General features: G+C 31.2%; 14 protein-coding genes. 3 read left to right on the top strand and 11 right to left on the bottom strand.

Going from position 1 to position 12,879, the window contains the following annotated elements; translation table 11 throughout:
• Nucleotides 1-54: 54 nt before the first annotated feature.
• Entirely contained in the window at nt 55-429 is a 375-nt protein-coding gene (locus ACUN3A_RS06815) for a PH domain-containing protein (protein ID WP_445550554.1), read from the bottom strand.
• A gap of 17 nt (nt 430-446) precedes the next feature.
• Nucleotides 447-941, bottom strand: a complete 495-nt coding sequence (locus ACUN3A_RS06820) for a YkgJ family cysteine cluster protein (protein ID WP_445550555.1) — start codon at nt 939-941, stop codon at nt 447-449.
• A gap of 93 nt (nt 942-1,034) precedes the next feature.
• On the opposite strand from ACUN3A_RS06820, the gene ACUN3A_RS06825 reads away from it, so the two are divergent.
• Nucleotides 1,035-1,739 carry a class I SAM-dependent methyltransferase gene (locus tag ACUN3A_RS06825; RefSeq protein ID WP_445550556.1) on the top strand — a complete coding sequence of 235 codons (705 nt, stop codon included), beginning with the start codon at nt 1,035-1,037 and terminating at the stop codon, nt 1,737-1,739.
• An 82-nt stretch (nt 1,740-1,821) separates the two neighbouring features.
• Here ACUN3A_RS06825 and ACUN3A_RS06830 read toward each other — a convergent pair whose 3' ends face one another.
• The 8 genes from ACUN3A_RS06830 to ACUN3A_RS06865 all read right to left on the bottom strand — a co-directional run bounded on the left by ACUN3A_RS06830 (nt 1,822) and on the right by ACUN3A_RS06865 (nt 9,025).
• Nucleotides 1,822-2,214: an energy transducer TonB gene (locus tag ACUN3A_RS06830; protein ID WP_445550557.1), complete on the bottom strand. Its 393-nt coding sequence runs from the start codon at nt 2,212-2,214 to the stop codon at nt 1,822-1,824.
• Nucleotides 2,215-2,527: 313 nt separating this feature from the next.
• Nucleotides 2,528-3,160, bottom strand: a complete 633-nt coding sequence (locus tag ACUN3A_RS06835) for a 7-carboxy-7-deazaguanine synthase QueE (RefSeq protein WP_445550558.1) — start codon at nt 3,158-3,160, stop codon at nt 2,528-2,530.
• A 102-nt stretch (nt 3,161-3,262) separates the two neighbouring features.
• Nucleotides 3,263-4,936, bottom strand: a complete 1,674-nt coding sequence (locus ACUN3A_RS06840) for a tetratricopeptide repeat protein (RefSeq protein WP_445550559.1) — start codon at nt 4,934-4,936, stop codon at nt 3,263-3,265.
• A 20-nt stretch (nt 4,937-4,956) separates the two neighbouring features.
• On the bottom strand, nt 4,957-5,883 hold the full coding sequence (locus ACUN3A_RS06845) for a PstS family phosphate ABC transporter substrate-binding protein (protein WP_445550560.1): 927 nt from the start codon (nt 5,881-5,883) through the stop codon (nt 4,957-4,959).
• Between the two features lie 232 nt (nt 5,884-6,115).
• A complete protein-coding gene (locus tag ACUN3A_RS06850; protein ID WP_445550561.1) occupies nt 6,116-6,913 on the bottom strand; it encodes an energy transducer TonB in 798 nt (265 codons plus the stop codon).
• 32 nt (nt 6,914-6,945) lie between these two features.
• Nucleotides 6,946-7,515, bottom strand: a complete 570-nt coding sequence (locus ACUN3A_RS06855; RefSeq protein ID WP_445550562.1) for an ExbD/TolR family protein — start codon at nt 7,513-7,515, stop codon at nt 6,946-6,948.
• Nucleotides 7,516-7,534: 19 nt separating this feature from the next.
• A complete protein-coding gene (locus tag ACUN3A_RS06860; RefSeq protein ID WP_445550563.1) occupies nt 7,535-8,158 on the bottom strand; it encodes a biopolymer transporter ExbD in 624 nt (207 codons plus the stop codon).
• A 42-nt stretch (nt 8,159-8,200) separates the two neighbouring features.
• A complete protein-coding gene (locus tag ACUN3A_RS06865; protein WP_445550564.1) occupies nt 8,201-9,025 on the bottom strand; it encodes a MotA/TolQ/ExbB proton channel family protein in 825 nt (274 codons plus the stop codon).
• A 366-nt stretch (nt 9,026-9,391) separates the two neighbouring features.
• Here ACUN3A_RS06865 and ACUN3A_RS06870 point away from each other — a divergent pair, with 366 nt between their 5' ends.
• Together ACUN3A_RS06870 and ACUN3A_RS06875 are read left to right on the top strand one after the other, a co-directional pair.
• Nucleotides 9,392-10,900, top strand: a complete 1,509-nt coding sequence (locus ACUN3A_RS06870; RefSeq protein WP_445550565.1) for a helicase HerA-like domain-containing protein — start codon at nt 9,392-9,394, stop codon at nt 10,898-10,900.
• Nucleotides 10,901-10,907: 7 nt separating this feature from the next.
• The gene (locus ACUN3A_RS06875; RefSeq protein ID WP_445550566.1) at nt 10,908-11,354 is read left to right on the top strand and encodes a YybH family protein; all 447 of its coding nucleotides are present in this window, start codon (nt 10,908-10,910) and stop codon (nt 11,352-11,354) included.
• Between the two features lie 76 nt (nt 11,355-11,430).
• Here ACUN3A_RS06875 and kynU read toward each other — a convergent pair whose 3' ends face one another.
• The gene (gene kynU / locus ACUN3A_RS06880; protein ID WP_445550567.1) at nt 11,431-12,708 is read right to left on the bottom strand and encodes a kynureninase; all 1,278 of its coding nucleotides are present in this window, start codon (nt 12,706-12,708) and stop codon (nt 11,431-11,433) included.
• Between the last annotated feature and the right edge of the window lie 171 nt (nt 12,709-12,879).

A 12,879-nucleotide genomic window follows, 5' to 3' on the forward strand; every position in this document is an offset into this window, starting at 1 on the left:
GTAATTATCAATTTATAAAAATCTTTAAAAAACAGATTTTATTTATAAAGTCATTTAGATATTTACTTCAATATTTGGATTTATTGACAAAAGGTGTGTGATGAAATTTTGTTCGTCTTTAGGAGAAATTTTAACCGTTACATCCTCATCAAATGTCAAAACTATTTTATCAAATGAAAAGTATTTTGACTTAATATTGAATTTTCTTCTTTCAATTTTTAAAATTGAGTTTATATTAATGTATTCTGATGGGATTTTTAAAGTTTCATCTCTAATTAAATAACCTCTTGAAAAGAAAGAAAATAAAGGTATAACAATAAACCAATAAAATACAGAAATCCTCCTTTCATTCAAATAAAAGTAGGAATACACAAGAGGTAAAAGAAACAACAATAAATACAAACTGCTTTTTGTTTTGTAATACTTCATAAACATTAAGACTTAATTTATAAAGGTAACTTTTTTTTCATTTCTTCAACTATATTGAAGGCTGCTGGGCAAATTGATACATTCTGCAAAGTCAAATCGGTAATTTGCTGAAATTTCTTTCTGTCAGTATGAGGAAATTCCCGACATGCTTTTGGGCGAACGTCATAAATGAAGCAAGTATTATCCGAATCAAGAAAAGTACAAGGCACACTTTGCAATACATAATCCTTGTCTTCATCAATACGCAAATATTGTTCAATAAACTGTTGTGGTTTCTGTCTCAAAAACTTTGAAACACGCTCAATATCGACTAAAGTAAATAATGGCCCAGTCGTTTTACAACAATTAGCACATTTTAAACAATCTGTTTTCTTGAATTCAACTTCATGAATATCCAGCATTATATAATCTAAATTCTTAGGTGTTTTCTTTTTTAACTTATCGAAATACTTTTTGTTTTCGATATGCTTATCTTTGGCTAGTTTTCCTAATTCGTTTAAAGCTGGTTTCAAAATTCAAATTTAATGTTGTGCCTACAAAAGTAAACAACTTCTCTATTAATAACTAAAAACAACAAAGCGATTGCTTTGTTCCATACCCATACTATGAAAGATCTTTTCGGAAAAGCCATACTCGATTACCAAACAAATAATTCTCCTGAAGATTTAATTACCGAAACTTCTATTTCTGAGGCTGATGAGATGAGCATTGCCTACCTTTTTAGAACATATGATGAAATGCCGAAATTAGAGCAAAAAGCATTACAACTGGCCAGAGGTAAAGTTCTAGATGTGGGTTGTGGAGCAGGAAGTCATAGTTTGACTTTACAAAACGACCGGAATCTAGAAGTAATTTCAATAGATATCTCGCCTAATGCTATTCAAGCTTGTGAACTTCGTGGTTTAAAAAATACAAAAGTTCAAGATATAATGACATTTGAAAACCAAAAATTTGACACAATTTTATTATTGATGAATGGCACAGGGATATTTCGAACATTAAACGAAACACCTCTATTTTTACAAAAACTAAAAAGTTTACTAAATCCAAACGGACAAATTCTCATTGACTCGTCTGACATAATTTATATGTTTGACGATGATGAAGACGGAGGTAAATGGATTCCAAGCAATGGCTATTATGGCGAATTGACTTTTACTGTTTCTTATAAAAATGAAAAAGAAGCTGCATTTCCGTGGCTCTATCTTGACTATAACACCTTACAGAATGCTGCATTTGCAAATGGATTTCAATGTGAGCTAATATATGATGGAGAACATTATGATTATTTAGCAAGACTCTCTATTTAAAAACAAAAGACCAAATGCTAAATTACATTTGGTCTTTGATATTATGACTCATCGCTATTTTAAATACAGGAGGCAAAAATAATTAACCTGCAATTTTTATAGGCAATTCATAAAGCACTCTGACTTTCACACCCCTATTCTCACCCGAAGACCATCTAGGAAACAAACTTATAACTCTTTTAGCTTCAGCTCCAGTACCATCACCTAGATCTTTAACCACTTTTATATTGGTAATTGTACCATCAATCTCAATAATAAAAGCAACTTTTAGAGTTCCACCGTTCCCTTCATACTCAGGCATTTTATAGTTTTTACCAATAAAAGCCATTAAAGCACTGTTTCCACCTGGAAACTCAGGTCTCACCTCTACCTCTTCATAATTATAGGGTGCATCATCAACGTAAGTAGAAGTTGCTTGTGCTGAAGCAAAACTCACAATAAACAAAGTAAATACAGAAAGTAGATTTTTTTTCATGGGCAGGTTAATTTATATATTGTATTTTAAAAACAGAAGCATTTTAGTAAATATATACAAAAACATACTGTTAAGTATCAAATATAAAAAAATAACGAAAAAATTTTACTGTATTCTCATGTGATATAATTAACTACTTAAGCGTAAATAAGTTAAATAAATGTTCATTTATTTAAAATTAACAAGAAAAGAAATCATTAGAGGATAAATAACTAAAAAACTTATAGTGAAATATGTTTTTTTTATATAACAAAAAAAATGTTAGACAATCCTAAAAACTGCTCTCAGTTTAAAAAAAATAATTAAGACACTTTTAAGGTATATTTAAATACTTGTGAGTTTGTAACGATACACGCCATTTAGGATTGTTCATTACATAATCAACAATGAGTGGTGTCATTTCTTCTTTTTTACTCCATTCTGGCTGAAGAAAAAGAATTGCATTAAAATTCACCTTTTCAGCTTGCTCTTCTGCAAAAATAAAATCATGTTTGTTATAAATAATTACTTTAAGCTCATCAGCATTATCATAAACTGTTACTGTTGGTAATTTATTTTTTTTGGGAGAAAGGCAAATCCAATCCCAAGTTCCACTTAGGGGATAAGCTCCTGAAGTTTCTATATGGACTCTTAGTTTATTCTCTTTTAAGTTTTGAGTTAAAGGCCCCATATCCCACATTAAAGGTTCCCCTCCAGTAATCACAATTGTATCAGCATACTTAGATGCATTTTCTACTATCAAATCAATTTTTGTCGGTGGATGCAACTCAGCATTCCAACTTTCTTTAACATCACACCAGTGGCAACCAACATCACACCCTCCAATTCTCACAAAATAAGCTGCAGTTCCAGTATGAAACCCCTCACCTTGTATAGTATAAAATTCTTCCATCAACGGAAGCATAGTTCCTTTATTAACTTCTAATTGAACTTCTTTAGATAACATTATATAAATTTAGTTTGCAAAGATACATTAAAACCTCAATTACTATATATAAAAAAACGGCAACTATTACTAATTGCCGTTTTTAAAAATTTTGCTCTTATATTATTTCAAAGACTTCAATGAATCCAAAGCATATTGATTAGCTGGATCAATACTCAAAGTTTTATTAAAATATTCAATTGCTTTTGTCTTATCAGTATTCGCATAACTAGCACCTGCCGTATTATAACTTTCAATTACTTTTTTAATTGTAGCTGGCTTCGCCAATTCTTCTGGCCCTTTCTCAGTGACTATACTCACATAATCATTGTAATATTTTATTGTCATCTCATCATTCTCCAACAAACTATTAGTTCTACCTCTATATAAATAAGCATCTTGAGTTTTAGGAGAAGCTTCAATTACTGCACCATAAGCTAAATCAGCTCTTTTTAAAGCAACAGCATCACGTTGAGCTGCTTCTTTTCTAGCATTATCAAAATACAAACTGTTTCCTAAATAGAAATTATCTAATACATACGATTTAGATTCTTTATTCACTACGGCAAATTCAAAAATTGCAGCCGCTTGTTTATATAATTTTAACTCATATAAGTTCTTTCCAATTTCACTACTATTTGTTGATAAACCATTAGGGTCTATTTCAGCAGATTTTTTTAAATCAACAATTGCATTATCAAATAAGGCATTATCTAAAGTAGTACCATCCTTACCTACAGCTTTTTTAAGTTTAGAAAAACCTAACATTTGGTAATCAAAAGCAATTACTTTATTAGTTGGATCTGATATATAACTTTCTAAAGATTTTATAGCCACCTCGTAATTCCCGTTTTGATAAGCAGAAATACCTAAATAACGTAAAATTCTAGGATTCACTTTATCAAGTTCAACCATTCTATTAGCTTCTACTTCTAAAGCTTTGTACTCGCCTGCTAAAACTAAAAAGTCAGCATGACGCATTCTTGAACTAAGAGAATAGTCAGTTAATGTAAGATACTTTTCATAATTAACCAAGGCTTTATCAATATATTGTCTGTACTTAGAAGGTTCATTTCTACCCCACAAATAATAAGTCTCAGCCAATTCACGATAAACTGGACCGTAATTAGCGTCAATAGTAAGAACTTCCTCAAAGGATTTAATTGCTTCTGTATAAGCCTTAGCTCCTTTAAGCAAAACCCCTAATTGCATTTTAGCTCTGATCAAACTAGGATCTATTGAATAAGCACTTCTATAAGCAGAGTAAGCTTCATTTTGATTCTTATCCCCATAATAAGCATTACCTAAAGCTAAATTTAATTGTGCATCTTGCGGATTGATCAATTTAGCTTTATTTAAATATTCTAAAGCTTTTTTATAATCTGGCTTAGTAGATATAGTATAAGCACGACCAATAAAAAGGTACTCTTCAATATCCTTTTTTCTTAAACTTTTAGTTGCTAAAGCAAATTTTTGTTCTGCTGCTGCTGCATTTCCATTATCAAGATCAATTAAACCAAGACCAATGTTATTCAAATTTGCAGCATTTGAATCAGCCAAACCTTTTTCATAATAAACTCTTGCAGAATCTGCATAGTTTTGCAATAAATATACGTTACCTAAATAAAAATCCGCACTTCCGTCAGTCGGTTTTGCTTTAATTATAGATTTTAAAATTGTTTTTGCTTTATCGAATTGTTCAGCATCTATAGCCTTTCTTGCTTGAGCAATATCTTGCGCATGACTTGCTGTAACTACAGTCAAAAAAGCAATACTTAAAACTTTAACTTTGTTCATCTTCATTATATTAATTTATACTATTTTTTTTCATTGTTAGAATTACCATGAATAATGTTTAATTTTCTTGCAGGCATTTGATATGGTAATAGACCAGATTTTAAGACAATTCTTTGTCCTATATCGCCTGCGAGAAAGGAAGAAAACCCCATTCCTAAACCAGAATACCCTTGACAATTTACTATATATAATTCTCTTAATAAAGGATAACTTCCTTCAGCAAAATTATTTTGTGAAGGTGCGTAATACCCCTCTTTTTCTAAACCTTTAACACTTAAAACATTAATATTTTTAATAACTGATTCCATACTTGCAACAGGCTGAGACAACCAATTTACCCCGACAACACCTATCATTCCATTATTTTCTGAAACGAATTTTAAAACCTCATTATTTGTTTTAAAAGTGTAAACATCTTTATCAGGTAAGGCAGTTAGCCCAGCTAACTTATTCATATAATCTACAGTACTTGAATTAGGATTATCAAAAACTATACCTTTAATTTTAGAATTTCTCTCCCCTTTCATAAAACCAAGAACATCTTTCAGGCCAATTAAAGTATCTGAACTCATCTTGTTAGATACAAAAGCTATGCCATCTATAGCAAATTTAGTTATTTTAGGCACAATCTTTCTTTGTTCAAAAATATTTAACTCTTTTTTAGATAAATTTCTAGCCAGTACAACAATCTTTGCTTTTTTGTTAAATAATGAATTTAAAACTTCAGATTCTGATTTAGAAATTAAATTAAATTTTGCATCATACTTACTTTCAAAAACCATGACTTCATCTTCGACAATCGGAATTATGGTTTCATCTACATAAATAGTAGCTTTTCCTTTTAAAATTGTTTCACCTTTGTAATCATTATTTTCTTCTTTTTTACAGTTTAAAAAAAGAAAAAAAAATGATCCTAAAACCAAATAAACACTAAATCTTTTAGACATAATTATTCTTTATTAGCATTATAGACGCGAAAAAAACGAATAATAGCATATACAATTAATACAACGCCTAAAGCAATTCTATATTGCATTTGCATATCAAATGGAAACTTATTCCAAAAAATAACCATTAGGCCTAAAAAAAAATAAGCTAAAAAAACCAAAATGGTTATAATAAAGAGAAATCGCTCAATGAGCGATTTCTTCTTGAAAATATTAAATAATTTATTCATAATTACTCTTGTGGTGCAATAGTAATTGGAAGTTGGTACAATACCCTTACTTTTTTACCGTTTTGTTCACCTGGAAGCCATTTAGGACATTTTTTCAATACTCTAATAGCTTCTTTTCCAGTACCATAACCAATATCTCTAATTACTTTGATATCAGTTAATGATCCATCTTTTTCAACTACGAAACTAACATAAACTTTTCCTTGAAGACCTTCTTCTTCTGGAGCTTGATAATTTTTACCAACAAAAGCATAAAATTTCTCAATACCTCCTGGGAACTCAGGTTTTTGCTCAATACCAGCTAAATTGTGAATACCATTGTCTTCAGCAATAACATCAGTTACAGGACCATTACCTACTTCTTCAACAGTAAGAGGAGCATCTGGATCACCTTTAATTGTTTGGCTACCAGTCTTCTTATCTTTGATATCATCCATTTTTGGAGGATCTTCAGTAACATCTTCAGCTTTAGCAACAACAGGCTTAACGAATTTAACCTGATCTTGTTTAGGAGGAGGTGGTGGTGGTGGCTCAAGAGTCTTAATTTCTTCCACTTTTTTCTTAGGTGGCAATTTAATTAACACAATCTTTTTATCCAAGTCTTCTTCATTAGTTCTGTCAGGCAATAAATTTGCAATAAGTGGTGCACTGACAGCTAGACTAAAAAGAACGCTACCAATGATAAGAGCTCGCATAGAAGTCTTACGGTTCGATTTTCTAAGTTCGTAAGCGCCGTAAAGCTTATTACGCCCTTCGAAAACGATCTCAACCCATTGGTTTTTTATTAAATCTAATTTCATTTTTTTTAATTATTAGGTTATTAGTAAAAAAATTATTTTTTTACTTCTAACAATTTTACTTCTTCAGGTGCAAATTCATTAACAATTGCATAACTACCAGTTGTATTTACTCCTACTATAGCCATTTCATCCAAAATATCAACTAAATTTCGATATGTTGATTTTTTACTTGGTTTGATAATTACAATCATACCTTTACCTGGCTCTCCCTTAGCAGCTGAATACTGCTTTACTCCTTCCATTCTAGATATTAATTCTTTACGAATCCCATCTTTACCATAAGAAAAGTCTTTTGGAGCTACTAAAGGACTACCTATCATCCCCATATAACTAACCAATTTCCCATTCTCTCCAAGCAATAATGTCATTGTTTTGTTCTCATCAACTTTAATGTCATCATTTTGTTTGTCTTTTGGATCTTTATCTGGCAACGTCAAATCCATAGATTGAGGTTTAGACAACGTAGTAGTAAGCATAAAGAATGTAATCAATAAGAAAGCCAAATCTACCATGGCAGTTAAATCTACCTTAGAGTTTTGTTTTTTACTTCTTACCTTACCACCTTTTTTGCCACCGCCACCGTCGGTATTTAATTCAGCCATTTTAGTGTGTCTTTTTTAATTAAAAATTCTTTCCTCTTAAACCAGTAACTAAGTTAAAGCTATTAACTTTTTGATCTTGCAAAAGATCCATTACTTGTTTGATTGCAGGATATTGTTCCTTAGCATCTCCTTTTATTGCAAAATTCAATTCCTTTTCATTCACATCAATATTTGCTTTACGAGAATAAAGAATCCAATCTTTTAACTGGTTATCTAAAGAATCTTTAGGTATTCCAGGCTGTCCTGCTTTACTTCTATCTGCGGCTTTCATATCCAAAATTTCTTTTAAATTTTGAATTGGAACACCAAAACTTTCCATTAACCCAAATTCCTCTGACTCTTCTGGAGAAAATTTAACGTTATATTTCTCAGACATATATTCAAGTGCCTTTTTACGAACATCTCTTCCTTTTAGGTCAAAAAATACAGCCGTTTTCCCCTCTACCTTACCAATTGTTAACATTGATAAATTATCCGCCGGTAACTTAGTTTGAACCGTAGACTGTGGAGTATCAACTGGTAATACTTCAGGTGTTTTAGCAGTGGCAGTCAAAATAAAGAACGTCAGCAAAAGAAACGCAACATCACACATCGCCGTCATATCGGTAGACGTGGACTTTTTCTTCATTACTATTTTTCCCATTATTTTTTATCTTTTATTTGATATTAAAATATCAAAATTTAATTATTGTCTTAAACTACCTCTAAAATGTCTGTAAGTGTTTACGATTGTAGTTCCAGCCTCATCAATAGAATAAGTTAAATCATCAATTTTTGAAGTAAAGAAGTTGTAAGCAACAATTGCAGTAATCGAAGTAGAGATACCTGTAGCTGTATTAATCAAAGCTTCAGAGATACCAACAGCAAGTGCCGCTTGATCTGGAGTTCCAGCAGAAGCCAAAGCACCAAACGCTTTAATCATCCCCGATACTGTTCCTAATAACCCTCCAAGTGTTCCTAAAGAAACTAAAGAAGAGATAATAGTCATATTTTTTTCTAACATTGGCATTTCAAGAGCAGTAATCTCTTCAATTTCTTTGTGGATTACTTCAGAAGCTTCTTCACTATTAAATCCTTCTTTTTTAACATCTTGGTATTTAATTAAAGCAGATTTAATTGCATTTGCAACAGAACCTTGTTGTTTATCACAAGAAACAATTGCTCCATCAATATCTCCTGATTTGATACTTGTTTGGATTGCACTCATGAATTTATCAAGATTTCCTTTACCTGCAGCTTTTGAGATAACAAAAAATCTTTCAATAGAGAATACGATAACCATTAATAACATACCTAATAATACTGGTACTATAAATCCTCCTTTGTAAACTTGTCCTAATGTATTTAATGGATGACCTTTTTCAGAATCTCCGCCTTCAAAATTTGATGCATCTCCCATCACTTGAGACCAAATTAACCAACCTACAAAAATACATAATGCAATAATAATTCCTGAAACCATTCCTCCACCTTTTGAAGTGCTTTCCTTTTTAACTTTAACGTTTGCCATTTTTTTTAAATTTTAAATATTTATTATTAGTTTTAATAAACTTGTATAGGAGCAAATTTAAATTTTTAGTTGAAATAAAAAAACTTTTTTTAAAGTAATCTTGTAAATTAATTTAATCTTAACACACTTAATAACGTTTTAATAAGAATATTTGAAAGTTATTTTTATGTATCCTTTAAAAATATTCCTAAAAAAAGAAATTTTTAAGAATTAGTGTTTTAAAAACTCAAAAACATACATAAAAAACAAAAAGTCCTAAATCGATCAAATCAACAGAATTTTGTGATATTATATTACAAGAAACACTTGATTATTTCATTTGAAGAATATTTAATACCTTGCAAGTAATAACAAAACACCGCAAAAATGAGCAAAAAAGATAATTTCATTAAGGAAATAAATGATGGCTATTTATCCAAAGGAGAAAGCATTACACTTGGAGGCTCTATTTTAGACAATGAAGTATTGCCAAATACTTTTGTAAAAGTCCCATTAAAAACATTAAATAGACACGGATTAATAGCAGGTGCTACTGGTACAGGAAAAACAAAAACTATTCAAATTCTTTCTGAACAGCTATCTTCATTTGGTATCCCAGTTTTAATGATGGATATAAAAGGTGATTTTAGTGGCATTGCGAAAGAAGGTGAAGAGAAAGATTTCATAAAAGAAAGGCATGCAAAATTGAACATACCTTATTCTGTGTCTAGTTTTCCTGTTGAATTAATGTCTCTTTCCAAGCAAGACGGAGTAAGACTACGATCTACCGTTTCTGAATTTGGACCTGTTCTTTTTTCTAGAATTTTAGATTTAAATGACACGCAAGCTGGAGTTGTTTCCGTGATTTTTAAATATTGCGATGATAATAAAATGCCTTTACTTGATTTAAAAGACATTAAAAAAGTTATTAATTATATAACTGATGAAGGGAAAGATGAAATTGAAGAAAGTTATGGAAAAATATCTACTTCGACTACTGGAACCATTTTAAGAAAAATAATTGAACTCGAACAACAAGGTGCTGACTTGTTTTTTGGAGAGTTATCTTTTGAAATTGATGACCTATTGCGCATTGATGAAAATGGAAAAGGATACATTAATATTATTAGATTAACAGACATTCAAGACAAACCTAAATTGTTCTCAACTTTTATGTTGAGCTTATTGGCAGAAGTATACCAACAGATGCCCGAAAAAGGAGATGCAGACCAACCTGAATTAGTCATATTCATAGACGAAGCTCATTTAATCTTTAACGAAGCCAGTAAAGCATTATTGGAACAAATTGAAACCATCGTAAAATTAATTCGATCAAAAGGAATCGGTATTTATTTTATCACACAAAATCCAATGGATGTTCCAAGTGGCGTTTTAGCTCAACTAGGACTCAAAATACAACATTCTTTAAGGGCATTTACTGCTAATGACAGACAAGCCATCAAACAATCGGCAGACAATTATCCTACATCAGAATACTATAATACTGCCGAAGTATTGACCAGTTTAGGAATTGGAGAAGCTTTTGTAACTGCCTTAAGCGAAAAAGGCGTTCCAACTCCACTTGTAGCTACGATGATGCGTGCTCCAATGAGCCGAATGGATATTTTAACTGATGCTGAAATTCAAGAAATAAATAGCAAATCCAAATTAGTAAAAAAATATAGTGAAATTCTTGATCGCGAAAGTGCTTATGAGATGCTTAGCAAAAAAATAGAAACAGCACAAGAACAAGCAGTCGTTCCTGAAGAAAAAAAGCAAGCAAGCAATGAACCAACTACCGCAAGCGTTGTCACAAAATCAGTTTTGAAAGTTGTTACTAGCGCTACTTTTATTAGAGGAGCATTTGGAATTTTATCTAAATTGTTTAAGAAATAATTTCGAAATGAAAAACTACATCAAATTTTTTATCGTTCTGTTAGTTTTGAATGGTTGCTCTCCAAAATCAAAAACAAAAAATTTAGCATATGTCAAGTTAGAAATTGTTAAAACCGAAAAAGACTTTGAAAAATTAGTAGCGGAAAAAGGACTAGCAGAAGGTTTTTACCAATTTGCAGATTCTATTGCAGTTATCAAAAGAGAACATGATACTTTAATTATTGGCAAGAACAGTATTAAGAACTATTATTCAAATCCTAAATACCAAAACAAAACTGTAACTTGGTCTCCAGATGATGTAACTGTTTCCGATGCTGGCGATATGGCTTCTAGTTATGGTAAATATATCTGGACTTCAAAAGACTCCACTGGAAAAACACAAATTTCAAAAGGCGTTTTTCATACCGTCTGGAAAAAACAAAAAGATGGATCTTGGAAATATATTTGGGATTAACATTAATTTTTAGCATGATAGAATTTTGCAAAAAATAAAAACCGGAAATAGTAATTATAACTATTTCCGTTTTTTTTTATTTATCCAATATTCCTCTTTTCAGAATCTGTCCAAAGTGAAACATATCTTCATAGGAGGTATATAACGGCACTGGCGCCAATCGAATTACGTTGGGTTCACGCCAATCGGTAATTACTCCATTTTTCATTAAATAATCAAACAGCCTACGACCTTCGCCATGAAGAAAAACAGATAATTGACAAGCTCTTTCTGAAGAATTGGCTGGTGTAATAATTTCGAAAGAACCTTGCACTTCTTTGCTGATTTCGTTCAGGATAAATTCTAAATAAGAAGTTATCAAATCTCTCTTTTCAATTAATTGATCCATCCCGATTTCATCAAACATTTCAACAGAAGCTAAATAAGGTGCTAAAGACAAAATAGGCAAATTACTGATTTGCCAGCCTCCTGCTCCTTGAACAGGATCAAAAACTGGTTCCATCTTAAAACGTCGCTCTTTGTTGTGTCCCCACCAACCAGCAAAACGAGGGAGTTCTTTATTATTATGATGTTTTTCATGAACAAAACAGCCCGATGCATTTCCTGGCCCAGAGTTCATGTATTTATAACTACACCATGCTGCAAAATCAACATTCCAATCGTGTAGTTCTAATTTTATATTTCCTGTAGCATGAGCTAAGTCCCAGCCTACATAAGCTCCTTGTTTATGTCCCACTTCAGTAATCGTTTTCATATCAAAAACCTGACCTGTGTAATAGTTTACTCCACCGATTAGAATCAAAGCCAGCTCCTCTCCTACTTCTTCAATTTTTGACAGAATATCTTCCAGTCGAATGTTATGTTCCCCGTCACGTCGCTTAATTTCTACAATTGCATCTTCTGGCTTATAGCCATGAAAATGTACCTGACTTTGAAACATATATTGATCTGAAGGGAATGCTTTTTCTTCGCAAATAATTTTGAAACGTTTTGCTGTTGGTCTATAAAAAGAAACCATCAATAAATGAAGATTCACTGTCAACGTATTCATAACCGTTACTTCTGATGGTAATGCTCCAACTAATCTACTTAATGGATTCGCAAAACGTTCATGATAATCCCACCATGGTTTTTCGGCATAAAAATGACCTTCAACGGCTAGATTTGCCCAATCATTCATTACCTCATCAATATATTTTTTTGCTCTTTTAGGCTGTAATCCTAAAGAGTTACCCGTAAAATAAATTACTTTTTCATTATTGATTTTTGGAAAAATAAATTCGTATTGGTATTTATGTAAACTATCTTGAGTATCCAGTTTTTGTGCAAATTCCAGTGTGTTTTTGAAATCCATCTTTTTATTATTTATGTAGTAAAAATAGAAAAAGAAAGCAGAGAAGAGAAAATAGAATAAAGAAAAAAGGCAAATAGACTTCCGAATAAGATAATTCAATAAAAATTTGATTCTTTTAAATATCAATTTTACATTTAAAACAATAATATTCTTATGAAAACTATTTGCGTT

Source organism: Flavobacterium sp. WC2509 (assembly GCF_052683105.1).